This window comes from Diaphorobacter sp. LR2014-1 (assembly GCF_002916785.1).
Lineage (GTDB): Bacteria > Pseudomonadota > Gammaproteobacteria > Burkholderiales > Burkholderiaceae_C > Diaphorobacter > Diaphorobacter nitroreducens.
This window is the reverse complement of the sequence record NZ_MTBE01000027.1, coordinates 1-23,707: the sequence shown is the minus strand read 5'-3', so window position 1 is coordinate 23,707 and position 23,707 is coordinate 1. Positions and strand designations below refer to the sequence as shown.

At 68.3% G+C, this 23,707-nt stretch carries 18 protein-coding genes; 17 read left to right on the top strand and 1 reads right to left on the bottom strand.

Annotated elements, in window-relative coordinates:
- Positions 1-8 precede the first annotated feature (8 nt).
- The 7 genes from uvrA to BV908_RS16255 all read left to right on the top strand — a co-directional run bounded on the left by uvrA (position 9) and on the right by BV908_RS16255 (position 10,812).
- Positions 9-5,834: an excinuclease ABC subunit UvrA gene (gene uvrA / locus BV908_RS16285; RefSeq protein ID WP_103738659.1), complete on the top strand. Its 5,826-nt coding sequence runs from the start codon at positions 9-11 to the stop codon at positions 5,832-5,834.
- 137 nt (positions 5,835-5,971) lie between these two features.
- Positions 5,972-6,481, top strand: a complete 510-nt coding sequence (locus BV908_RS16280; protein ID WP_103738658.1) for a hypothetical protein — start codon at positions 5,972-5,974, stop codon at positions 6,479-6,481.
- Between the two features lie 138 nt (positions 6,482-6,619).
- Positions 6,620-7,663: a dihydroorotase gene (gene pyrC, locus BV908_RS16275; RefSeq protein WP_103738657.1), complete on the top strand. Its 1,044-nt coding sequence runs from the start codon at positions 6,620-6,622 to the stop codon at positions 7,661-7,663.
- Between the two features lie 34 nt (positions 7,664-7,697).
- Positions 7,698-8,579, top strand: a complete 882-nt coding sequence (locus BV908_RS16270) for an NYN domain-containing protein (protein WP_103738656.1) — start codon at positions 7,698-7,700, stop codon at positions 8,577-8,579.
- Positions 8,576-9,349: a DUF3025 domain-containing protein gene (locus BV908_RS16265; RefSeq protein ID WP_103738655.1), complete on the top strand. Its 774-nt coding sequence runs from the start codon at positions 8,576-8,578 to the stop codon at positions 9,347-9,349. The genes BV908_RS16270 and BV908_RS16265 overlap by 4 nt, the downstream gene beginning before the upstream one ends.
- A gap of 127 nt (positions 9,350-9,476) precedes the next feature.
- The gene (gene htpX, locus BV908_RS16260) at positions 9,477-10,355 is read left to right on the top strand and encodes a protease HtpX (RefSeq protein WP_103738654.1); all 879 of its coding nucleotides are present in this window, start codon (positions 9,477-9,479) and stop codon (positions 10,353-10,355) included.
- Between the two features lie 94 nt (positions 10,356-10,449).
- Entirely contained in the window at positions 10,450-10,812 is a 363-nt protein-coding gene (locus BV908_RS16255) for a YXWGXW repeat-containing protein (protein ID WP_047350710.1), read from the top strand.
- Positions 10,813-10,825: 13 nt separating this feature from the next.
- Here BV908_RS16255 and BV908_RS16250 read toward each other — a convergent pair whose 3' ends face one another.
- Entirely contained in the window at positions 10,826-11,764 is a 939-nt protein-coding gene (locus BV908_RS16250) for a LysR family transcriptional regulator (protein WP_103738653.1), read from the bottom strand.
- 132 nt (positions 11,765-11,896) lie between these two features.
- Between BV908_RS16250 and BV908_RS16245 the strand changes: the two genes are divergently transcribed.
- From BV908_RS16245 to BV908_RS16200, 10 genes are all read left to right on the top strand, one after another.
- Positions 11,897-14,014 carry a 3-hydroxyacyl-CoA dehydrogenase NAD-binding domain-containing protein gene (locus BV908_RS16245; RefSeq protein ID WP_103738652.1) on the top strand — a complete coding sequence of 706 codons (2,118 nt, stop codon included), beginning with the start codon at positions 11,897-11,899 and terminating at the stop codon, positions 14,012-14,014.
- 142 nt (positions 14,015-14,156) lie between these two features.
- On the top strand, positions 14,157-15,356 hold the full coding sequence (locus BV908_RS16240) for an acetyl-CoA C-acyltransferase (protein ID WP_103738651.1): 1,200 nt from the start codon (positions 14,157-14,159) through the stop codon (positions 15,354-15,356).
- Positions 15,357-15,366: 10 nt separating this feature from the next.
- Positions 15,367-16,578, top strand: a complete 1,212-nt coding sequence (locus tag BV908_RS16235) for an acyl-CoA dehydrogenase family protein (RefSeq protein WP_103738650.1) — start codon at positions 15,367-15,369, stop codon at positions 16,576-16,578.
- Between the two features lie 25 nt (positions 16,579-16,603).
- A complete protein-coding gene (locus BV908_RS16230; RefSeq protein WP_047350712.1) occupies positions 16,604-17,734 on the top strand; it encodes an acyl-CoA dehydrogenase family protein in 1,131 nt (376 codons plus the stop codon).
- Positions 17,735-17,843: 109 nt separating this feature from the next.
- The gene (locus BV908_RS16225; protein ID WP_103738649.1) at positions 17,844-18,674 is read left to right on the top strand and encodes an enoyl-CoA hydratase; all 831 of its coding nucleotides are present in this window, start codon (positions 17,844-17,846) and stop codon (positions 18,672-18,674) included.
- A 35-nt stretch (positions 18,675-18,709) separates the two neighbouring features.
- Positions 18,710-19,945, top strand: coding sequence for a CoA transferase (locus tag BV908_RS16220; RefSeq protein WP_103738648.1), 1,236 nt, complete (start codon positions 18,710-18,712; stop codon positions 19,943-19,945).
- Positions 19,946-20,016: 71 nt separating this feature from the next.
- The gene (locus tag BV908_RS16215; protein WP_103738647.1) at positions 20,017-21,012 is read left to right on the top strand and encodes a tripartite tricarboxylate transporter substrate binding protein; all 996 of its coding nucleotides are present in this window, start codon (positions 20,017-20,019) and stop codon (positions 21,010-21,012) included.
- An 11-nt stretch (positions 21,013-21,023) separates the two neighbouring features.
- Complete coding sequence (locus BV908_RS16210; protein ID WP_103738646.1) at positions 21,024-21,998, top strand: nitronate monooxygenase family protein; 975 nt, start codon at positions 21,024-21,026, stop codon at positions 21,996-21,998.
- Between the two features lie 24 nt (positions 21,999-22,022).
- Positions 22,023-22,772 carry an electron transfer flavoprotein subunit beta/FixA family protein gene (locus BV908_RS16205; protein ID WP_103738645.1) on the top strand — a complete coding sequence of 250 codons (750 nt, stop codon included), beginning with the start codon at positions 22,023-22,025 and terminating at the stop codon, positions 22,770-22,772.
- 21 nt (positions 22,773-22,793) lie between these two features.
- The coding region (locus BV908_RS16200) for an electron transfer flavoprotein subunit alpha/FixB family protein (RefSeq protein ID WP_103738003.1) at positions 22,794-23,707 on the top strand (914 nt) is incomplete at its 3' end.

The following is a 23,707-nucleotide window of genomic DNA, read 5'->3' as shown; positions in this document are numbered from 1 at the left end:
ACCCGCTCATGACCCAGGGACTGATCCGTATCCACGGCGCGCGCCAGCACAACCTCAAGAACATCGACCTGGACATCCGCACGGGCGAGCTCACCGTGGTCACCGGCCCCAGCGGCTCCGGCAAGTCCAGCCTGGTGTTCGACACGCTGTATGCCGAGGGCCAGCGCCGCTATGTGGAGACCTTCAGCGCCTACGCGCGCCAGTTCCTGGACCGCATGGACAAGCCCGCCGTGGACAAGGTGGAGGGCGTGCCCCCGGCCATCGCCATCGACCAGACCAACCCCGTGCGCTCGTCGCGCTCCACCGTGGGCACGATGACCGAGCTGAACGACCACCTCAAGCTGCTGTTCGCGCGCGCTGGCCAACTCTTCGACCGCGAGACGGCGCTGCCCGTGCGCCACGATTCGCCGGACACCATCCATGCCGAGTTGCAGCGGCGCTGCGCCGCCGAGGGCGACCCGCGCATCGTGCTCACTTTTCCCGTGGAACTGCCCGCGGGCACCACCGCGGAACAGCTGGAGCAATGGCTGTCGGCCAGTGGCTTCACCAAGGTGCAGGCCGAGCGCGAGGTGGCCACGCCCACCGGCCCGCGCAAGCTGCTGGACGTGGTGGCCGACCGCTTTCGCATGGGCAACGTGGAGCGCGCGCGCGCGGTCGAGGCGATCGAGGTCGCGCTCAAGCGCGGCGGGGGGCGGCTCAATGTCTATCGCCTGCGGGACGATGGCGAAGCAGACCTGTGGCGCTTCTCCACCGGCCTGCATTGCCCCGAGAGCGACCTGCGCTACGCCGAGCCCATCGCGTCCATGTTCTCGTTCAACTCCGCCGTGGGCGCCTGCGACACCTGCCGGGGCTTCGGCCGCGTGATCGGCGTGGACTACGGCCTGGTCATTCCCAACGACAAGCTCACGCTGCGCGCCGGTGCGATCAAGACCATCCAGACCCCCGCCTGGAAAGAAGCGCAGGACGACCTCATGCGCCACGCCGAGGCCGCCGGTATCCCGCGCGACACGCCCTGGTACAAGCTCACCGCGGAGCAAAAGCACTGGGTGATCGAAGGCACACCCGGCTTCAAGAACGGCAACTGGAACAAACAGTGGTACGGCATCCGCCGCTTCTTCGAGTACCTGGAGAGCAAGGCCTACAAGATGCACATCCGCGTGCTGCTGTCCAAGTACCGCAGCTACACGCCATGCCCGGTGTGCGCCGGCGCGCGCCTGAAGACCGAGAGCCTGCTGTGGCGGCTGGGCAGCAAGGAGGATGCCGATGCCGTGCTCGACCCCGCGCAGCGCTTCCTGCCGCAGGGCGTGGCCTGGACGCGCGCGCAGCTGGAGGCGCTGCCCGGCCTGTGCCTGCACGACCTGATGTTGCTGCCCATCGACCGCCTGCGGCGCTTCTTCGCGCGCATGGCGGGTGTGCAGAATGCTCCTGTTTCAATAGCTGGTGGCGCTCTCCAGGTAAGCGCTACAGGCCAAAACGACTCTCAGGCTGGCGATCGCCAGGCACTGCAGCTGCTGCATGACGAGATCGCCACGCGCCTCAAGTACCTGTGCGACGTGGGCATCGGCTACCTCACGCTGGACCGGCAAAGCCGCACGCTGTCGGGCGGCGAGGTGCAGCGCATCAACCTGACCACGGCGTTGGGCACCTCGCTGGTGAACACGCTGTTCGTGCTGGACGAGCCCAGCATCGGCCTGCACCCGCGCGACATGCACCGCATCACCGAGGCCATGCTGCGCCTGCGCGACGCGGGCAACACGCTGGTGGTGGTGGAGCACGACCCCGCGGTGATGCTCGCGGCCGACCGCGTCCTCGACTTCGGCCCCGGGCCCGGCGAGCGCGGCGGACGGATCGTGTTCGACGGCACGGTGGGCGAGTTGCGCCGCGCGCCCACGCTGACCGGCCAGTACCTCGGCGGGCACAAACAGATCGGCACCGGGCTCAAGCGCCTGGTGACGGATGCCACGCCGCGCCTGGTGCTGGAGGGTGCGCGCGAGCACAACCTGCGCGATGTGAACGTGGAGTTCCCGCTGCAGCGCCTGGTCACCATCACCGGCGTGTCGGGCTCGGGCAAGTCCACGCTGATCCAGGACGTGCTGGCGCCCGCGCTCATGCGCCACTTCGGCAAGGCCACGGAGACGCCCGGCGCGCATGAGCGCCTGCTGGGCGCCGACCACTTGAGCGACGTGGTGTTCGTGGACCAGTCGCCCATTGGCAAGACGGCGCGCTCCAACCCCGTGAGCTATGTGGGTGCGTGGGATGCCATCCGCGAGCTGTTCGCTGTGGCGCCGCTGGCCCGGGAGCGCGGCTACACCGCGGCCAAGTTCAGCTTCAATTCGGGCGACGGGCGCTGCCCCACCTGCGGCGGCTCGGGTTTCGAGCATGTGGAGATGCAGTTCCTGTCGGATGTGTACCTGCGCTGCCCCGACTGCGACGGCAAGCGCTACCGGCCCGAGATCCTGGAGGTGCGCATCGAACGCGGTGGCAGGCTGCTCAACGTGGCGGACGCGCTGGACCTCACCGTGCACGAGGCAGCAGAGCTGTTTGCGAAAGACCGCGAGGTGATCCGCGCGCTGCAGCCCATCGTGGACGTGGGGCTGGAGTACGTGAAGCTGGGCCAGCCTGTGCCCACGCTGAGCGGTGGCGAGGCGCAGCGCCTGAAGCTGGCGGGCTTCCTGGCCGAGGCGGCCCGGAGCCAGGCCAAGTCGCGCCAGCCGCTGGCCCGCAAGGGCACGCTGTTCCTGTTCGACGAGCCCACCACCGGCCTGCACTTCGACGACATCGCCAAGCTCATGCGCGCACTGCGCAAGCTGCTGGACGCGGGGCACTCGCTCATCGTCATCGAGCACAACCTGGACGTGATCCGCGCCAGCGACTGGCTCATCGACCTGGGGCCCGAAGGCGGCGACGCCGGCGGCCAGGTGGTGGCCGAGGGCGCACCCGAGGAGGTGCGCCAGCACCCCACGTCGCACACCGCGCAAGCGCTGCGCGAGTACGAACTGGCGCTGGGCGAGGGCGGCCATTCGGTGCACGAGCAGCAGGCGGTGCTACGAAAAGAGAAGCTGCTCGCGCTGGATGGAAAAGCGCCAGAGGCCAAAAACGCCATAGAGATCGTGAACGCGCGTGAGCACAACCTGCGGCACCTCACGCTGGACATTCCTCGCGGCCGGTTCAACGTGATCACGGGCGTGAGCGGCTCGGGCAAGTCCACGCTGGCGTTCGACATCCTGTTCAACGAGGGCCAGCGCCGCTACCTGGAGAGCCTGAACGCCTACGCCCGCAGCATCGTGCAGCCGGCCGGGCGGCCCGAGGTGGACGCGGTGTACGGCATACCGCCCACCGTGGCCATCGAGCAGCGCCTGTCGCGCGGCGGGCGCAAGAGCACCGTGGGCACGACCACCGAGGTGTGGCATTTCCTGCGCCTGCTGTATGTGAAGCTGGGCGTGCAGCACTGCGTGCACGACGGCGCGGCGGTGCAGCCACAGACCAGCGAGAGCATCGCCGCGCAACTGCTGCGCGACTACCGCGGCCAGCACATCGGCCTGCTCGCGCCCCTGGTCGTGAACCGCAAGGGCGTCTATACCGAACTGGCCGACTGGGCGCGCCCGCGTGGCTACACCCACCTGCGCGTGGACGGCCACTTCCTGCCGACCGCGGGTTTTCCGCGCATCGACCGCTTCAAGGAGCACACCATTGAGCTGCCCGTGGCCAGCGTGGACGTGTCGCCGGAGCATGAAGACACGCTGCGCACGCAACTGTCCAAGGCGCTGGAGCTGGGCAAGGGCGTGGTGCATGTGCTGAGCGGCCTGGACGGCCTGCAGCAGGCGCTGCAGGACGGAGCGCCCACGGCGCACATCGGGCGGCTGCAGGTGTTTTCCACCAAGCGCGCCTGCCCCGTGTGCGCCACCAGCTATGCCGAGCTTCAGCCTTCCCTGTTCTCCTACAACAGCAAGCATGGCTGGTGCCCCGACTGCGTGGGCACGGGCGTCAAGCTCACATCGGCGCAGCGCAAGGTGTTGGACGACTCCGTGCAGTCGGAGGACAACCGCGGCCGCGAGCAAACCTTTTCCGAGCCCGAAGTGGAGGACGTGGCCGACGCCGCCTGTCCCACCTGCCAGGGCACGCGCCTGAACCCGGTGGCGCGCGCCGTGCGGTTCGCCGGCACGCCGATCACCGAGGTGGCGCGTCTGTCGGTGGCCGAGGTGCGGCAGTGGATCGCCGGGCTGCAGCTGTCGGGGCGCGAGGCGGAGATTGCGCGCGATCTGGTGCCTGAGATCCAGAGCCGGCTGGAATTCCTGGAGGAGGTCGGGCTGTCCTACCTCACGCTGGACCGCGGCGCGCCCACGCTCAGCGGCGGCGAGGCGCAGCGCATCCGCCTGGCGGCGCAGCTGGGCAGCAACCTGCAGGGCGTGTGCTATGTGCTGGACGAGCCGACCATCGGCCTGCACGCGCGCGACAACCAGATCCTGCTGAACGCCCTGCACAAGCTCGGCGACAAGGGCAACACCCTGGTGGTGGTGGAGCACGACGAGGACACCATCCGCCGCGCCGACCACATCATCGACATCGGCCCCAGCGCGGGCAAGCGCGGCGGGCGCCTGGTGGCCCAGGGCACGGTGGCCGACGTGCAGGCGGCTGCGGACTCGCAGACCGGCCGCTACCTGCTGCATGCCATGCGCCACCCGCTGCAGGCGCGGCGCCCGGTGGATGCTATTGAAAAAGTAGCTGATGGCGCCCATCCGGCGGGCGCTGGAGGCCAAAACGATGCGGAACCCCTGCGCTGGCTCACCGTGCACGGCGCGCACCTTCACAACCTGCAGCAGGTCACTGCACGCGTGCCGCTGCAGCGGCTGGTGGCCGTCACGGGCGTGAGCGGCTCGGGCAAGTCCACGCTGGCGCGCGACGTGTTGCTGGCCAACGTGGCCGCCTGGGTGGGCCAGCGCGCCACCAAGGCCGGGCGCGACGCCATGGATGCGGGCAAGGCGCCGCCGCTGGCTGGCTGCACCGGCCTGTCGGGCTTCGAGACCATCGACCGCGTGCTGGAGGTGGACCAGACGCCCATCGGCAAGACGCCGCGCAGTTGCCCCGCCACCTACATCGGCTTCTGGGACACCATCCGCAAGTTGTTCGCCGAGACGCTGGAGGCCAAGGCGCGGGGCTATGCGCCCGGGCGCTTCAGCTTCAACACCGGCGAGGGGCGCTGCCCGGCCTGCGAAGGGCAGGGCGTGCGCACCATCGAGATGAGCTTCCTGCCCGATGTGAAGGTGCCCTGCGAGGTCTGCCACGGCGCGCGCTTCAACCCCGAGACGCTGGCCGTCACCTGGCGCGGCAAGAGCATCGGCGATGTGCTGCAGCTGGAGGTGGACGAGGCCGTGGAGTTCTTCGCCAGCATGCCCGGCATTGCCCACCCACTGCAGCTCTTGAAGGACGTGGGCCTGGGCTACCTCACACTGGGCCAGCCCAGCCCCACGCTCAGCGGCGGCGAGGCACAGCGCATCAAGCTGGTGACCGAGCTCACCAAGGTGCGCGACGACGTAGGCCGGCGCGGGCAGAAAAGCCCGCACACGCTCTACGTGCTGGATGAGCCCACCGTGGGCCTGCACATGGCCGACGTGCACAAGCTCATCCAGGTGCTGCACCGCCTGGTGAACGGCGGCCACAGCGTGGTCGTGATCGAGCACGATCTGGACGTGATTGCCGAGGCCGACTGGATCATTGACCTGGGCCCCGAAGGCGGCAAGGACGGCGGGCGCATCGTGGCGGCAGCCACGCCCGAGGACGTGGTGCGCCAGGGCACGCACACCGGCAAGGCGCTGGCACCGGTGTTGGCGCGCTGACCGGGCCGCGGGGGCTTTTCCTACAGGGGGCGGCGTGCGTGGCTCATACGCCGCCCCCGGGCGCGCTTTCTAGGATCGAACCCATGTTGCCAGCACGCGTTGCTGGCGGTGTTCAACCCCCAACAGCACACAGCGCCATGAATACCTTTGTCAGAACCTCCTGCGCCGCGGCGGTGGCCGCCACTGCCCTTCTTCTCAGCGCCTGCGGCGGAGGCAATGACGACGATCCCACGCCCAGCGACCAACTGGGCGTGCTGACCGTCACCGGCTCTACCGTGGACGGCCTCAACGGGGTGTATGGCGACGGCAACATCAACCTCACCGATGTGGACAAGAAGAACCCCATCGGCTCCTATCCCGAGGTGTGCACCTTCCGCTTCGATGGTGCCAACCGCGTGGGCGGCAGCGGCCAGGCGTTTGGCGACATCCGCTACCAGCCCGATGCCACGTCGGTGTACGAGGCCTTCTTCACCTTCATGGACCGCGAGTTCCGCGCCGACGACGGCTGGAGCGACGTGGCCGTGGTGCGCGACACCGATCGCATCCGCCTGTTCAACAAGACGCTGACGGCCACCGACGGGTCGGGCGCCCGGGTGACGGTATCAGGCGTGATCCCCATGCGGCCCAACCGCCCGGCGGGCTGCTGAGCACCGGTTCCTTCCGCTCTTTTACGGCTCTCTTTTGCTTACCCCTCGCCCCTACTACGGGGTTTGCCCCGGCCCGCTACGGCGCCGGGGCTCTTTTTTGCGCGTGTTGCGCACGTAGTGGATGGGACAATGCGGTCCATGACCGCCACCACCGACACCCTCACGATCACCCGCCCCGACGACTGGCACCTGCACGTGCGCGACGGGGAGCCGCTGCGCACCGTGGTGCCGCACACGGCCGCGCAGTTCGGCCGCGCCATCATCATGCCCAACCTGCGACCGCCGGTGACCACGGCGCAGCAGGCCGCTGAGTACAAGCAGCGCATCCTCGCCGCCGTTCCGGAGGGGGTGGCCTTCGAGCCGTTGATGACGCTCTACCTCACCGACAACCTGCCGCCCGACGAGATCGCGCGCGCCAGGGATGCGGGCGTGGTCGCCGCCAAGCTCTACCCCGCAGGCGCCACCACCAACAGCGACGCAGGCGTGACCGATCTGCGCAAGACCTACAAGACGCTGGAGGCCATGCAGAAGGCCGGTCTGCTGCTGCTGGTGCATGGCGAGGTGACCAGCAGCGACATCGACCTGTTCGACCGCGAGGCGGTGTTCATCGAGCAGCAACTCATTCCGCTGCGCCGCGACTTCCCCGAACTGAAGATCGTCTTCGAGCACATCACCACGAAAGAGGCGGCGCAGTACGTGCAGGAGGGTGGCCGCTTCACGGCCGCCACCATCACCGCGCACCACCTGCTGTACAACCGCAACGCCATCTTCACCGGCGGCATCCGCCCGCACTACTACTGCCTGCCCGTGCTCAAGCGCGAGGTGCACCGCCAGGCGCTGGTGCAAGCGGCCACCAGCGGCAGCGACAAGTTCTTCCTGGGCACCGACAGCGCGCCGCACCCCGCGCACCTGAAGGAGCATGCCACCGGCTGCGCGGGCTGCTATACCGCGCACGCCGCCATCGAGATGTACGCCGAGGCCTTCGACAACGCGGGCGCGCTGGACAAGTTGGAAGGCTTTGCCAGCGTCCACGGACCGGCGTTCTACGGTCTGCCGCGCAACACGGGCACGGTCACGCTGCGCCGCGAGAGCTGGACGCCGCCCGACAGCTTCGCCTTCGGCGAAGCCGCGCTCAAGCCGCTGCGCGCGGGCGAGGCGCTGCCCTGGCGCCTGGTGGCATAAAAAGCGTCACAACCCACACAGGGGGAGGTCACCCATGGCGGAACGCCAATTGCGCATTGCGCTGCTGATCGACGCCGACAACGCGCCGGCCGACAAGATCGACGAGATCCTCACCGAACTGTCCACGCTGGGCGAGATCAACGTGCGCCGCGCCTACGGCAACTGGACCAAGTCCGGCCTGGGCGGCTGGCAGCAGCGGCTGCTGGAGTTCGCCATCCGACCGATCCAGCAGTTCGACTACTCCAAGCGCAAGAACGCCACCGACATGGCGATGACGGTGGACGCGATGGAACTGCTCTATTCAGAGCGGCCCGACGCGTTCGGCCTCGTGTCGTCCGACGCTGACTTCACCCCCTTGGTCATGCACCTGCGGGCCAAGGGCTCGGCGGTGTACGGCTTTGGCGCCGCGCAGACGCCCAAGCCTTTCGTGAACGCCTGCTCGCGTTTCCTGTACCTGGAGTCGCTGGTCAGCGAGGAAGACGCCGAGGGCGCACCCCTGCCGGCGCAGCCCGAGGCCACGGCCGCGCCCGCGCAACCCGCCCCCGCCCCCGCCCCCGCCCCCGCCCCCGCCAAGACCGAGGATGTGCCCGCCCCCGGCGTGCCGCTGTGCCCCGCAACGCTGCGCGTGCCCACGGCCCAACTGCGCCAGGACACGCGCCTCATGAACCTGCTGCGTGATGCCGTGCAGGCGTGCGCGGACGAAACCGGCTGGGCCCGCGTGGGCGCGGTGGGCACACAGATTGGCAACAAGACCTCGTTCGATGCCCGCAACTACGGCTATGCCTCGCTGTCCAAGCTGCTGGCGGCCACGCAGGCCTTCGAGTTCCGCGACGAGGGCACCTCGCGCGTGGCCGTGCGCGACAAGCGCGCGGCGCGTGCTCCGGCCCCGCCCGCCGGTGGGCCGGCCAGCACGTGAGCGAACTCTCCGCCGCGCAGGCGTTGGCGGCCATCGACTGGCAACGCCCCTGGCTTGCGCCGCTGGCGGTGCTGGGGCCACAGGTGGCGGCGCGCGTGCAGGCCGGCGCCTGCGTGGCCGACGCGCTCAACGCTGCCATGGACGGCGCAGGGCTGGCGCCGGGTATTCGCTTTGCGCCGCAGCAGGCACTCCCAGTGGGCGAGGCCTATGAACAGTTCGTCCATGGCCAGCGCCGCGTGCCCACGCGCGACAACCTGCATGACTTCTTCAACGGCCTGATCTGGCTGCACTACCCGGCTACCAAGCGGCGTCTCAACGACTTGCAGGCCCGCGCCATCGCTGCGCAGGGCGTGGGCGCGGTGCGCGGGCCGCTGCGTGACGCGGTCACGGTGTTCGACGAGAACGGCGCCGTGCTGCTGGCGCCGCAACCTCTGTACGAAGCCCTGGCCGCGCGCCAGTGGCGCCGGCTGTGCGTGGAACTGCGCCCGCTGTGGCGGCAGGCGCGGCTGCTGGTCCTGGGCCATGCCCTGCTGGAAAAACTGGTTTCACCCCGAAAATCGATCACAGCGCACGTCTATCAAGCGCAGGCAGCTATCAAAAACGAAGCAATGGTGGACCAGGCGCTGGCGCGAGACCTCAGCGCGCCATGGCTCGCGGCCAAGCCGTTCAATCCCCTGCCGATTCTGGGGGTGCCGGGCTGGTGGCCCGAGAACGAGAACTTTTGCTTCTATGATGACTCCCTCGTTTTCCGCAGCGCGCGCGTCGCATAACGCAACCACAACAGGCGCACCCTTCGCTGCCCGCGCGGCTTGAAGCGCCGCGCTCCATCCCCAACTTGTTTTCTGCCCGCCGCACCTGTCCGCGGCCTTACCGTCGCTTTCCACGGAGAAGCCATCGATGAAACGCATTGCGCTCTTTTTGCTGACCAACGTCGCCGTCGTGGTGGTGCTGGGCATCGTTGCCAGCCTGCTGGGGGTGAACCGCTACCTGACGGCCAACGGCCTGAACCTGGGTGCCCTGTTGGGCTTTGCCTTCATCATGGGTTTTGGCGGCGCCATCATCTCGCTCCTGATGAGCAAGCCGATCGCCAAGATGAGCATGGGCGTCACGATCATCAACACGCCGCGCAACGGGGAGGAGGCCTGGATCGTGGAGACCGTGCGTGCCTTCTCCGAAAAGGCCGGCATCCAGATGCCCGAGGTCGGCATCTACGAGGGCGAGCCCAATGCCTTCGCCACGGGCGCGTTCAAGAACTCGGCCCTGGTCGCCGTCTCCACGGGTCTCTTGCAGGGCATGACGCGCGAGGAGGTCGAGGCCGTGATCGGCCACGAGGTCGCGCACGTGGCCAATGGCGACATGGTCACCATGGCGCTGATCCAGGGCGTGATGAACACCTTCGTGGTGTTCCTGTCGCGCGTGATCGGCTACGCGGTGGACAGCTTCCTGCGCAGGAACGACGAGAACAGCTCGGGCCCCGGCATCGGCTACATGATCACCACCATCGTGCTGGACATCGTGCTGGGCTTCCTGGCTGCCATCATCGTGGCCTGGTTCTCGCGCCAGCGCGAGTTCCGCGCCGACGCCGGCGCCGCCCAGCTCATGGGGCGCAAGCAGCCCATGATCAACGCGCTGCGCCGTCTGGGCGGCATGCGCCCGGGCGCCATGCCCCCGAGCCTGCAGGCCATGGGCATCACGGGCAACATCGGCAAGCTGTTCAGCTCGCACCCGCCCATCGAGGAGCGCGTGGCCGCACTGCAAAACAGCCCGAGCGCCTGATCCAGCGCACGGTCTTTACTTTCGCTTCACAAGCCCCTGTCAACAACCGGCAGGGGCTTTTGCGTTTTAAAAGCATGACTGTCAGGAATGCGCCATGACGATGAACTTCCCTGTTTCTCTGGGCATGCGCCGCGTGCTGCCAGCCGTGGCGCTGGCCAGCGCCATCGCGGCACTGACCGGCTGCGTGGTGGCGCCGGCGTACCCCGTCGTGCCGCAGGGCGAGGTGGTGTATGCGCCGGCGCCCCCGCCGCCGCTGCGCACCGAGGTGATTCCTGTCGCGCCCTCGCCGGTGCATGTGTGGATCAACGGTTACTGGGGCTGGGGTGGCGGGCGCTATGTATGGACGCCGGGCTACTGGGCCGTGCCGCCGCACCGCGGCCACGTGTGGCACCCCTACCGCTGGCAACAGGGCCCGCAGGGCTGGTACCGCGGCGGCGGGCGCTGGGGGCCGCGCTGAACCCGACCGGCGATCAACCGCCGGTCGCTGCTGTCTCTGGCGCCGCCTGCGGGGCGGGCGGCAGCGCACTGCGGCCGGCCTTGGCCAACAGGAAGTCGATGCAGGTGCGCACCGCGCGCGTCTGGTGCCGGTTGGGCATGTACAGCAGGTACATGTGGGTGCCGAAGATGCTCAGCCGGTAGTCCTGCAGCGTGGTCAGCACCTCGCCGCTGGCGATCTTGTCCTGCACCACATAGTCCGGCACCACGCCCACGCCCAAGCCCGCCAACACACCCTGGCGCAGGAAGGGAAAGTGCTCTGAGATCAGCGTGGGCTCCAGCATCACCTCTTGCCGCTCCAGCCCCTGGTAGGCCGCCAGGCGCAACTGGCGCCCCATCACGCCGGCCGTGATCACCGGGGCATTGCGCAGCTCCAGCAGCGTGCGCGGCAGGCCGTGGCGGGCGGCGTAGTCCAGCGATGCGCAGGCCACATAGCGCACGTCGCCCAGGCTGCGCGCCACCACCGACAGCGGCGGCTCCTGGATCACGCGGATGGCGATGTCCACCTCGTCGCGCAGGTTGTCGGCGCGGTTCTCGAACAGCACGTCCAGCACGATGCCCGGGTACAGCTGCTTGAACTCGATCAGCCAGTCGCTCATCACCATCTGGCCGTAGCCGCTGGGCACGCTGATGCCCACGCGCCCGCGCAGCTCCTGGCCCAGGCTGGTGATGGTCTCCTGTGCGGCGGCCAACTCGTTGCGCACATTGCGGCCATGTTCATACAGGCGCAGCCCCACCTCGGTGGGCTCCACGCGGCGCGTGGTGCGCTTGACGAGCTGCACGCCCAGCGACTTCTCCAGCTGCGCCAGGTGGTAGCTGACGTTGGCGCGGGTCATCTTCAGCTTGCGCGCGGCCTGGCTCAGGTTGCCGCTGTCCACGATCTCCACCAGCAGGGTCAGGGCATTCAGGTCCATGTCAGGGTCCGGTGGAAGGTAGGTATTTGTTCAAAAAGATTTGACGCTCTGTCAATTTGACTGTGGATTGTAAAGAACCATTATCAGAACAAGAATGCGACTTTTCCGTTACGAGACACCGGAGACGTACGCATGAGCCCTGCCGCCCAGGCCCCTGAAGTCCAGACCCGCCGCGAAGGTGCGGTGCTGGTGGTCAGCATCAACAACCCGCCCGTCAATGCCCTGGGGCAGGCGGTGCGCGCCGGCCTGCTGGCCGCGGTGGAGCAGGCCGAGGGCGATGCCGCCGTGCGCGCCCTGCTGATCGTGGGCGAGGGCAAGGCCTTCATCGCCGGTGCCGACATCCGCGAGTTCGGCAAGCCCCCGGTGCCGCCGTCGCTGCCCGAGGTGTGCAACCGCCTGGAGTCCTGCGGCAAGCTGGTGGTCGCCGCCATCCACGGCGCCGCGCTGGGCGGCGGGCTGGAAGTGGCGCTGTCTGCGCACTACCGCCTGGCCTTGCCCGCGGCCAGCCTGGGCCTGCCCGAGGTGAACCTGGGCCTGCTGCCCGGCGCCGGCGGCACCCAGCGCGCGCCGCGCCTGATGGGCGTGAAGGCGGCAGCCGAGCTGATGCTCAGCGGCAAGCATTTGAGCGCCAAGGCCGCCGCCGCGGCGGGCCTGGTGGACCGACTGGTCGAAGGCACCGACCCCGTGGCCGCCGGCCTGGCCTACGCCAACGAGCTGCTGGCCCAGGGCGCGCAGCCGCGCCGCACGCGGGACCTGAAGATTGCCGACCAGGCCGCCGCGCTGGCCGAGCTGGACGCGCTGGCGCTTGAGACCGCCAAGAAGACCCGCGGCCTGTTCTCGCCCGGCAAGATCGTGGAATGCGTGCGCGCCGCTGTGGAGCTGCCGTTCGACGAGGGCATCGCCAAGGAGCGCGCGCTGTTCGTCGAATGCCTGAACAGCCCGCAGCGCCAGGGCCTGGTGCACGCGTTCTTCGCCGAGCGCGAGACCGCCAAGATCCCCGAGGCGCAGGCCGCCGCGCCGCGCCACTTTGCCAAGATCGCCATCATCGGCGGCGGCACCATGGGCGCAGGCATCACCGTGGCCGCGCTGGACGCCGGCCTCACCGTGACCATGATCGAACGCGACGCCGAGTCCATCGCGCGCGGCCAGAAGAACGTCGAGAAGGTCTACGACGGCCTGATCGCCAAGGGCCGCATGACCGCGGAAGGCAAGGCCGCCATCCTGGCGCGCTACACGCCCAGCACCCGCTACGACGACATCGCCGATGTGGACCTGGTGATCGAGGCCGTGTTCGAGGACCTGGAGGTCAAGAAGGCCGTGTTCAAGGAGCTGGACCGCGTCTGCAAGCCGGGCGCGGTGCTGGCCACCAACACCTCGTACCTGGACATCGACGCGATTGCCGCCGTCACCTCGCGCCCGCAGGACGTGATCGGCCTGCATTTCTTCAGCCCGGCGAACATCATGAAGCTGCTGGAGATCGTGGTGCCCGCCAAGGTGGCGCCCGACGTGGTGACCACCGCCTTCGCGCTGGCCAAGAAGATGAAGAAGGTGCCCGTGCGCGCCGGCGTGTGCGACGGCTTCATCGGCAACCGCATCCTGGCCGTGTACAAGCAGGCGGCTGACTACCTGATGGAAGACGGCGCCAGCCCCTACGAGATCGACGAGGCCGTGCGCGGCTTCGGCTTTGCGATGGGCCCGTTCCAGGTGACCGACCTGGCCGGCGGTGACATCGGCTGGGCCACGCGCAAGCGGCGCGCCGCCACGCGCGACCCTCAGGCCCGCTACGTCGAGGTGGCCGACCGCGTTTGCGAGCGCGGCTGGTTCGGTCAGAAGACCGGCCGGGGCTTTTACCTCTACCCGCAGGGCGCCCGCGTGGGCCAGCCCGACCCCGAGGTGCTGGCCATCGTGGACGCCGAGCGCGCCAGGAAGGGCATCACGCCGCGCCCATTCACGGCCGACGAGATCATGCGCCGCTACATGGCCGCCATGGTCAACGAAGGCGCCAAGGTGGTGCAAGAGGGCATTGCCCTGCGCCCGCTGGATGTGGACGTGACCTTCCTGTCCGGCTACGGTTTTCCGCGCTGGCGCGGCGGCCCGATGAAGTGGGCCGACATGACCGGCCTGGACAAGGTGCTGGCCGACATTCGCGCCTTCGCTAAGGAAGACCCGCTGTTCTGGAAGCCCGCGCCGCTGCTGGAACAGCTGGTGGCCGAGGGCCGCAACTTCGACAGCCTGAACAAGGCAGCTTGATTCTCTGGCCGATTATCAAAAACAGGAGCTGCCAGCGCTTGTCATTCAAAGGTTTCAATGGGTTTTCATGCTTGAAGGCCCGTTGAACAAGCGCTAGCAGCTATCAAAAACACAGCATCCCGAGACACCCAGGAGACCCGCCATGCGCGAAGCCGTCATCGTTTCCACCGCCCGCACGCCGCTCACCAAGTCGCACCGCGGCGAATTCAACCAAACCCCGGGTGCCCAGCTGGGGGCCTTCTCGGTGCAGGCCGCCGTGCAGCGCGCCGGCATCGACCCCGGCCTGATCGAAGACCTGGTCTGGGGCTGTGGCTACCCCGAGGGCACCACCGGCCGCAACATCGGCCGCCAGACTGCGCTGCGCGCCGGCCTGCCGGTGACGGTGGGCGGCACGGTGATCAACCGCTTCTGCTCCTCGGGCCTGCAGGCGATCGCCGTGGCGGCCGGCCGCATCGTGCTGGAGGGCGTGCCCGCCATGGTGGCCGGCGGCGTGGAGAGCATCTCGCTCATGAACCCCGCCGGCCGCAGCGGCGCCTCGCACCTGGACCCCTGGCTGGTGGAGCACAAGCCCGCGCTGTTCATGGAGATGATCGACACCGCCGACGTGGTGGCCCAGCGCTATGGCATCACGCGCGAGGACCAGGACGCGTTTTCGCTGCAAAGCCAGCAGCGCACGGCGGCCGCGCAGGCCAGTGGCGTGTTCGACAACGAGATCGTGCCCTGCGCCACCACCATGGCCGAGAAGAACAAGGAAACCGGCGAGGTGACCTACCGCGAGGTGGTCGCCACCATGGACAACTGCAACCGCCCCGGCACCACGCTCGAAGGCCTGGCCAAGCTGGAGCCCGTGAAGGGCGCGGGAAAGTTCGTCACGGCGGGCAATGCCTCGCAGCTGTCCGACGGCTCGGCCGCCTGCGTGATGATGGAAGGCAAAGAGGCCGAGCGCCGCGGCCTGCAGGCCCTGGGCGCTTTCCGCGGCTTTGCCGTGGCGGGCTGCGAGCCCGACGAGATGGGCATCGGCCCCGTGTTCGCGGTGCCGCGTCTGCTGGAGCGCGCGGGCCTGAAGGTCGAAGACATCGCCCTGTGGGAGCTGAACGAGGCCTTTGCCTCGCAGGCCCTGTACTGCCAGCGGCAGCTCGGCATTCCCATGGAGCGGCTGAACGTCAACGGCGGCGCGATTTCCATCGGCCACCCGTTCGGTATGACGGGCGCGCGGCTGGCCGGCCACGTCTTGCTGGAAGGCCAGCGCCGCAAGGCCAAGGACCCGTCCGTGAAATGGGCCGTGGTGACCATGTGCATCGGCGGCGGCCAGGGCGCGGCCGGGCTGTTTGAAATTTTCTGAAGAGACTTCCATGGATCTGCAATTCACCCCCGAGGAGCAGGCATTTCGCGACGAAGTGCGTGCGTTCCTGAAAGACAAGCTGCCCGCGCGCATCGCCGCCAAGGTCAAGGCCGGCCAGCGCCTGACCAAGGAAGACCAGGAGGAATGGCACGCCATCCTCAACGAGCGCGGCTGGCTGGCCAACCACTGGCCCCAGGAGCACGGCGGCCCCGGCTGGGGCGCGGTGCAGAAGTTCATCTTCGACACCGAATGCGCGCTGGCCGGCGGCCCGCGCATCGTGCCGTTTGGCGTGAACATGCTCGGCCCGGTGCTGATCAAGTACGGCAACGAGCAGCAAAAGAAGTACTGGCTGCCCCGCATCCTGAACGGCGATGACTGGTGGTGCCAGGGCTATTCGGAGCCTGGCGCGGGCTCGGATCTGGCCTCGGTCAAGACCACGGCAGTGCGAGTCACTGACGAAACAGGCGACCACTACATCGTCAACGGGCAAAAGACCTGGACCACCCAGGGCCAACACGCCAACATGATCTTTTGCCTGGTGCGCACCAACAAGGAAGCCAAGGCGCAGGCCGGTATCAGCTTCCTGCTGGTGGACATGACGGCGCCCGGCGTGGAGCTGCGCCCCATCCGCACGCTGGACGGCGACAAGGAAGTCAACGAAGTCTTCTTCACCGATGTGAAGGTGCCCGTGGAAAACCTGGTCGGCGAAGAGAACAAGGGCTGGACCTATGCCAAGTACCTGCTGACCTATGAGCGCACCGGCATCGCCGGCGTGGGCTTTTGCATCTCGGCGCTGGCCAAGCTCAAGGTCATCGCCGCCAAGGTGCACAAGAACGGCAAGCCGCTGAACCAGGACCCGCTGTTCGCCGCCCGCATGGCCCGCGTGGAGATCGACCTGGAGAACATGAAGACCACCAACCTGCGCGTGATCGCCGCCGTGGCCGGCGGCGGCGTGCCCGGTGCGGAAAGCTCCATGCTGAAGATCCGCGGCACCGAGATCCGACAGGAAATCCTGTCGCTGATCCGCCGCGCCATGGGGCCGTATGCCGTGCCCTACATCGACGAGGCCCAGTACGAGGGCTGGAACGAGGCGCCCGTGGGCGGCATCGACGAGGCCGCCACCGCCGCTGCCAGCTACTTCAACTACCGCAAGCTGTCGATCTTCGGCGGCTCCAACGAAATCCAGAAGAACATCATCTCCAAGATGATCCTGGGCCTGTGACCTGATCGCGCGGGAAGAAAAGCACATGAACTTCGCACACACCGAAGACCGCCGCATGCTGGCGGACACGCTCGGCCGCTTCGTCTCCGAGCAGTACGCCATCGAGGCGCGCAACCGCATCGCCTATGGCGACGAGGGCCACAGCCCGCAGCTGTATGCGCAGCTGGCCGAACTGGGCGCCATCGGCGCGTTGTTCCCCGAGTCCGAAGGCGGCTTTGGCGGCGCGGGCTTTGACATCAGCGTGGTGTTCGAGAGCCTGGGCCGCGGCCTGGTGGCCGAACCCCTGCTGGGCGCGCTGGTGGTGGGCCAGGCGCTGATCGCCGCGGGCAGCGACGCACAGAAGGCGCGGCTGGAAGACCTTGTGGCCGGCACCGCCATCGCCGCGCTGGCGCATGACGAGCCCGGCGGCCACTACGAGCTGAACCGCGTGACCACCACTGCCGCACGCACGGCCAGCGGCTGGGAGCTGAACGGCGCCAAGGGCGTGGTGGCCTTTGGCGAAAAGGCCGACCTGCTGCTGGTCTCGGCACGCACGGCCTGCGGGCCGCTGGACGAGGCGGGCATCAGCCTGTTCCTGGTCGATGGCAACGCGGCCGGCATCGCCAAGCGCGCCTACAACCGCTTCGAGGGCGGCCGTGCGGCCGAACTCACCTTCAACAATGTGCAACTGCCGGCCGACGCGCTGCTGGGCGCCGAGGGCGAGGGCCACGCCGTGCTGCAGCACATCGCGGGCTATGCGCTGCTGGCGCTGTCCGCCGAGTCGCTGGGCGCGATGGACGTGGCCAAGGACCAGACGCTGGAATACCTGCGCACGCGCAAGCAGTTCGGCGTGGCCATCGGCACCTTCCAGGCCCTGCAGCACCGCATGGCGGACCTGCTGCTGGAAGTCGAGCAGGCGCGCTCGGCCGTGATCAACGCCGCCGACGCCATCGACAACGCCCAGGGGGCCGCGCGCGACCGGGCGCTGTCCGCCGCCAAGTACACCGTGGGCTACGTGGGCACGCTGGTGGCCGAGGAGAGCATCCAGCTGCACGGCGGCATCGGCATGACCTGGGAACTGCCGCTGGCGCACTACGCCAAGCGTCTGGTGATGATCGACCACCAGTTTGGCGACGAGGACCACCACCTGCAGCGCTTCATGGCCCTGGCGGCCTGAGGCGGTTCTCTGGAGCCCCTTCTTCGTTGGAAGAGGGGGTTAAGCATAAAAATAGCCACGAGCCATTGCGCATCAAGCGCGGATAGCTACAAAATAAATAGCATAGGAGATGCCCGTGACCGACAAAGCCCTGGATGGCGCGCCAGACGGCGTCCTGCGCACCCGCCGCGAAGGCGCCGTGCTCGTGTTGTCCCACAACAATGTGGCGGCGCGCAATGCGTTGTCGCCCGCGTTCTATGCCGCCGCCACCCAGGCCCTGGTGGACGCCGTGGCAGACCCCACCATCGGCGCCGTGGTGCTGACCGGTGAGGGCGGGCACTTCTGCGCAGGGGGCGACCTGCGCCAGCTGGCCAAGCGCCGCGAGCTGCCCATCGCGGAGCGCCGCGCCAAGCTGGAAGGCCTGCACGACCTGATCCGCGCAGTGCGCGACTGCCCCAAGCCCGTGATCGCCGCGGTGGAGGGCGCGGCCGCGGGCGCCGGCCTGTCGCTGGCGCTGGCCTGCGACATGCTGGTGGCGGCAAAGAACGCGGTGTTCTCCGTGGCCTACGTCAAGGTGGGCCTCACGCCCGACGGCGGCGCCACGGCTTTCCTGGCCGAGTTCGTCTCGCGCCAGGTGCTCACCGAGCTGTGCCTGACGGGTGAGCGCATCAGCGGCGAGCGCATGCACCAGCTCGGCCCGGTGAACCGGCTGTCCGAGCCCGGCCAGGCACTGGCCGATGCGGTGGCGCTGGCCGCGCAGGTGGCCAGCGGCCCCGCGTGGACCATGGCCCGCATCAAGGAGCTGTGCCGCGCCGCGCCGCGCACCACGCTGGAGCAGCAGCTGGAGCTGGAGGCGCAGTGCATGGTGCGCGCGCAGGAGACCGCCGAATCGCGCGAGGGCATCGGGGCCTTTCTGGAAAAGCGCGCACCCGACTACACGAAACTGCGCGGCGCGCACTGATTTTCGTATTGGCCGATATCCAAGGAGACAAGCACATGGCATCCAACGCACCGACCCACGACATCGACTTTCCGCTCGACGGCGTGAGGGTGCTTGATCTTTCCCGCGTGTTCGCCGGGCCGCTGTGCGGCCAGGTACTGGCGGACCTGGGGGCCGAGGTCATCAAGGTGGAACACCCGGGCCGCGGCGACGATACCCGCGACTGGGGCATGCGCATCGGCAAGACCGAGACCACCTACTACAACAGCATGAACCGCAACAAGCGGTCCATCACCCTCGACCTGCAAAGCCCCGAGGGGCTGAAGATCGTCCACGAGCTGCTGCCGCAGTGCGACGTGGTGATCCACAACTTCAAGACCGGTGGCGCCGAGAAGCTGGGCCTGGGCTACGAGCAGCTCAAGGCGATCAAGCCAGATCTGATTTACTGCGCCGTGGCCGGCTACGACACCAGCGGCCCCGAGGCCAAGCGCCCCGGCTACGACCTGGTGATCCAGGGCGAGACCGGCCTCATGGCGCTCAACGGCGAGGCGGGCACGCCGCCGCTGAAGTTCGGTGTCGCCGTGGTGGACCTGATGACCGGCATGTACGCCGGCCAGGCCGTGCTGGCGGCGCTGTTCCAGCGCAGCAGAACGGGGCGCGGGCGCCTGATCGAGATGGCGCTGTACGACTGCGGCCTCACCATCACCGGCTACTACGGCCTGGACGCGCTCAAGCTCGGCCACGACCCCGAGCGCTACGGCAACGCCCACCCCTCCATCGTGCCGTACGGCATGTACGAGGCCGCCGACGGCCCGCTGATCATCGCCGTGGGCAACAACGCGCAGTTCGACAAGTTCTGCCGTCAGGTGATCGAGCGCCCCGACATCGTCGAAGACCCGCGCTTTGCCACCAACGTCAACCGCTCCAAGCATCGCCTGGAGCTGGGCCCGATGCTCAAGGAGCTGATCCGCGCCCAGCCGCGCGACCAACTGCTGCAGCGCCTGACAGCGGCGGGCATTCCCTGCGGCAAGGTGGCCGGTCTGCACGAGGCGCTGACCAGCGAGCGCACGCAGCGCGGGCGCCTGGTGCAGGACATGCCCCACCCCGTGGTGGGCACCACGCCGGTGTTTGCGCCGCCCTACCGCCTGGATGGCCAGCGCCTGCCGATCCGCAGCGCCCCGCCCACGCTGGGCGAGGGCACGCGCGAGGTGCTGCACCGCCTGCTGGCGCTGAGCGACGAGCAACTGCAGGCGCTGCAGGCGCAGGGCGTGCTCACGCTGCCGGCGCAATGATTTATCAAAAAAGATAGCTGCCAGCGCTTGATGGTCAAGGGCTGGGCTCGTTTTTCGTTCAAGGAGGCACCATGAAGTTTTCTGCAATCACCCGCCGCACCGCCCTGGCCCTGGCCACGGCGCCGCTGCTTGCCGGCATGGCCGGCGGTGCCCTGGCGCAGGCCGCCTGGCCCGACAAGATGGTCAAGCTGATCGTCCCCTTCCCGGCGGGCGGCCCCACCGACACGGCCTCGCGCATCGTGGGCCAAAAGCTGGCCGAGCGGCTCAAGCAGTCCGTGGTGGTGGAAAACCGCGCGGGCGCCTCGGGCTCTATCGCGGCCGCGCAGGTCGCCAAGAGCCCGGCCGACGGCTACACGCTGATGATGCTGGCCACGCCCACGCTGCTGGCGCCGCACCTGTACAAGAAGGCGGGCTACGACACGGTCAAGGACTTCACGCCCGTGGCCATGGTGTATGACCTGCCCATCGTGGTGGTGGTCAACCCCCTGCAGCTGCCCAAGGTGACCAACCTCCAGGGCCTGATCGATCATGCCAAGGCGCAGAAGGTGCCGATGAACTACACCAGCTCGGGCACCGGCAGCTTCGGCCACCTGAGCATGGAACTGCTCAAGCAGATGGGCAGCTTCGACATGCAGCACGTTCCCTACAAGGGCAGCGCGCCCGCCATTACCGACACCATCGGCGGCCAGGTGCCGGTGATGTATTCAGACCTCATCGCCGCGCTGCCGCACATCCAGGCGGGCAAGCTGCGCGCCATTGCCGTGGGCTCGCCCCAGCGCGTGACCATGCTGCCCGAGGTGAAGACCATCGCCGAGCAGGGCTTCAAGGGCTACGAGGCCGTGTCCTGGGGTGGCCTGGTGGCGCCGCCGGGCACGCCCAAGGCCGTGGTGGACCGCGTGGCCCATGAGGTGCGCCAGATCCTGGCCGAGAAGGAAGTGCAGGACCGCCTGCTGGGCGCCGGGGCCATTGCCCATTTCATGGACCCCGCACAGATGGGCCAGCGCGTGCAGCAGGACTACACCCGCTGGGGCCAGGTGATCCGCGACAAGGGCATCGCCAACGACTGAGCGAGCGCGCCATGAAGACCCGCATCACCGAGCTCTTCGGCATAGAGCACCCGATCCTCCAGGGCGGCATGCACCACGTGGGGTATGCCGAGCTGGCCGCAGCCGTCTCCAATGCCGGAGGGCTGGGCATCATCACCGGCCTGACGCAGAAGACGCCCGAGTTGCTGGCGCAGGAGATCGCACGCTGCCGCACGATGACCGACAAGCCGTTCGGCGTGAACCTCACGTTCCTGCCGTCGGTGAATCCGCCCGACTACCCGGGCTATGTGAAGGCGATCATCGAGGGCGGCGTGAAGATCGTCGAGACGGCAGGCAACAACCCGCAGAAGTGGATGCCCGCGCTGAAGGAGGCCGGCATCAAGGTCATCCACAAGTGCACCTCGGTGCGCCACGCGCTCAAGGCCGAGTCCATCGGCTGCGACGCGATCAGCGTGGACGGCTTCGAATGCGGCGGCCACCCGGGCGAGGACGACATTCCCAACTTCATCCTGCTGCCGCGCGCTGCCGAAGAACTCAAGATCCCCTTCGTCGCCTCGGGCGGCATGGCCGATGGGCGCAGCCTGGTGGCTGCGCTGGCGCTTGGCGCTGACGGCATCAACATGGGCACGCGCTTCATCGCCACCCAGGAAGCGCCGGTGCACGAGAACGTCAAGCAGGCGATCGTTGCGGCCTCCGAACTGGATACGCGGCTCATCATGCGCCCGCTGCGCAACACCGAGCGCGTGCTGACCAACAGCGCCACCGAGCGGGTGCTGGACAAGGAGCGCGCGCTGGGCGCCGCCATCACCTTCGCGGACATTGCGCCCGAGGTGGCCGGCGTCTACCCGCGCATCATGCAGCAGGGCGACATGCAGGCCGGCGTGTGGTCCTGCGGCATGGTGGCCGGGCTGATCCATGACGTGCCCACCGTGCAGCAGCTCATCGATTCCATCATGGCCCAGGCCGAGGCACTGATCACCCAGCGCCTGGCGGGCATGCTCCGATAACTCCCCAACAGAAAGAGACTACCCATGAAAATCCTCGTCCCCGTCAAACGCGTGGTGGACTACAACGTCAAAGTCCGCGTCAAGTCGGACGGCAGCGGAGTGGACATTGCCAACGTCAAGATGAGCATGAACCCCTTTGACGAAATCGCCGTGGAAGAGGCGGTGCGGCTCAAAGAAAAAGGCGTGGCCACGGAAGTGATCGCGGTGAGCTGCGGCGTGGCGCAATGCCAGGAAACGCTGCGCACGGCGATGGCCATTGGCGCCGACCGCGGCATCCTGGTGGAAACCGATGCCGAGCTGCAACCCCTGGCCGTGGCCAAGCTGCTCAAGGCCCTGGTGGACAAAGAGCAACCGGGCCTGATCATCCTGGGCAAGCAAGCCATCGACGACGACGCCAACCAGACCGGCCAGATGCTGGCGGCCCTGGCCGACCTGCCCCAGGCCACCTTCGCCAGCAAAGTCGAAGTCGCCGGCGACAAAGTGAGCGTCACACGCGAAGTCGACGGCGGCCTGGAAACCCTGCAACTGACCACCCCGGCCGTCATCACCACCGACCTGCGCCTGAACGAGCCGCGCTACGTCACGCTGCCCAACATCATGAAGGCCAAGAAAAAGCCGCTGGACACCATCAAGCCCGAAGACCTCGGCGTGGACGTGGCCCCGCGCCTCAAGACCCTCAAGGTGGCCGAACCCCCGAAGCGCGGCGCCGGCGTGAAAGTGCCCGACGTCGCCACGCTGGTGGACAAGCTCAAGAACGAAGCCAAGGTCATCTAAAGGCAGGACAGGAGAAACAACATGACCGTACTCGTCATTGCAGAACACGACAACGCCAGCCTCAAGGCCGCCACCCTGAACACCGTCACCGCCGCACTCGCCTGCGGGGGCGACGTGCACGTGCTCGTAGCCGGTGAAGGCGCGCAGGCCGCCGCCCAGGCCGCCTCCCAAATCGCAGGCGTCGCCAAAGTCCTGCACGCCGACGGCGCCAGCCTGAAGGACGGCCTGGCCGAGAACCTGGCCGCCCAGGTGCTGCAGATTGCCGGCAACTACAGCCACATCCTGTTCCCGGCCACCGCCAGCGGCAAGAACGTCGCCCCGCGCGTGGCCGCCAAGCTGGACGTGGCGCAGATCAGCGACATCACCAAAGTGATCTCCGCCGACACCTTCGAGCGCCCCATCTACGCGGGCAACGCCATCGCCACCGTGCAAAGCGCGGACAGCGTCAAGGTCATCACCGTGCGCGGCACCGGCTTTGACGCGGCGCCCGCCACGGGTGGCAGCGCCGCGGTGGAAACCACCGCCGCCGTGGCCGACGCCGGCAAGAGCAGCTTTGCAGGACGCGAAGTCACCAAGAGCGACCGCCCCGAGCTCACCGCCGCCAAGATCATCGTCTCGGGCGGCCGGGCGCTGGGCAGCAGCGAGAAGTTCAACGAAGTCATGACCCCGCTGGCGGACAAGCTGGGCGCGGCCATTGGCGCCAGCCGCGCAGCGGTGGACGCGGGCTACGCCCCGAACGACCTGCAGGTGGGGCAAACGGGCAAGATCGTTGCGCCGCAGCTGTACATCGCGGCGGGGATCTCGGGGGCCATCCAGCACCTGGCAGGGATGAAGGACAGCAAGGTGATCGTGGCGATCAACAAAGACCCGGAGGCGCCGATCTTTGCGGTGGCCGACTACGGGCTGGAGGCCGATCTGTTCCAGGCCGTGCCGGA

What these genes read in the sequence shown, in the direction of transcription:
- uvrA (WP_103738659.1), top strand. Translation starts at nt 9, where the DNA reads ATGACCCAGGGACTGATCCGTATCCACGGCGCGCGCCAGCACAACCTC.
- BV908_RS16280 (WP_103738658.1), top strand. Translation starts at nt 5,972, where the DNA reads ATGAATACCTTTGTCAGAACCTCCTGCGCCGCGGCGGTGGCCGCCACT.
- pyrC (WP_103738657.1), top strand. Translation starts at nt 6,620, where the DNA reads ATGACCGCCACCACCGACACCCTCACGATCACCCGCCCCGACGACTGG.
- BV908_RS16270 (WP_103738656.1), top strand. Translation starts at nt 7,698, where the DNA reads ATGGCGGAACGCCAATTGCGCATTGCGCTGCTGATCGACGCCGACAAC.
- htpX (WP_103738654.1), top strand. Translation starts at nt 9,477, where the DNA reads ATGAAACGCATTGCGCTCTTTTTGCTGACCAACGTCGCCGTCGTGGTG.
- BV908_RS16255 (WP_047350710.1), top strand. Translation starts at nt 10,450, where the DNA reads ATGACGATGAACTTCCCTGTTTCTCTGGGCATGCGCCGCGTGCTGCCA.
- BV908_RS16250 (WP_103738653.1), bottom strand. Translation starts at nt 11,764, where the DNA reads ATGGACCTGAATGCCCTGACCCTGCTGGTGGAGATCGTGGACAGCGGC.
- BV908_RS16245 (WP_103738652.1), top strand. Translation starts at nt 11,897, where the DNA reads ATGAGCCCTGCCGCCCAGGCCCCTGAAGTCCAGACCCGCCGCGAAGGT.
- BV908_RS16240 (WP_103738651.1), top strand. Translation starts at nt 14,157, where the DNA reads ATGCGCGAAGCCGTCATCGTTTCCACCGCCCGCACGCCGCTCACCAAG.
- BV908_RS16235 (WP_103738650.1), top strand. Translation starts at nt 15,367, where the DNA reads ATGGATCTGCAATTCACCCCCGAGGAGCAGGCATTTCGCGACGAAGTG.
- BV908_RS16230 (WP_047350712.1), top strand. Translation starts at nt 16,604, where the DNA reads ATGAACTTCGCACACACCGAAGACCGCCGCATGCTGGCGGACACGCTC.
- BV908_RS16225 (WP_103738649.1), top strand. Translation starts at nt 17,844, where the DNA reads ATGCCCGTGACCGACAAAGCCCTGGATGGCGCGCCAGACGGCGTCCTG.
- BV908_RS16220 (WP_103738648.1), top strand. Translation starts at nt 18,710, where the DNA reads ATGGCATCCAACGCACCGACCCACGACATCGACTTTCCGCTCGACGGC.
- BV908_RS16215 (WP_103738647.1), top strand. Translation starts at nt 20,017, where the DNA reads ATGAAGTTTTCTGCAATCACCCGCCGCACCGCCCTGGCCCTGGCCACG.
- BV908_RS16210 (WP_103738646.1), top strand. Translation starts at nt 21,024, where the DNA reads ATGAAGACCCGCATCACCGAGCTCTTCGGCATAGAGCACCCGATCCTC.
- BV908_RS16205 (WP_103738645.1), top strand. Translation starts at nt 22,023, where the DNA reads ATGAAAATCCTCGTCCCCGTCAAACGCGTGGTGGACTACAACGTCAAA.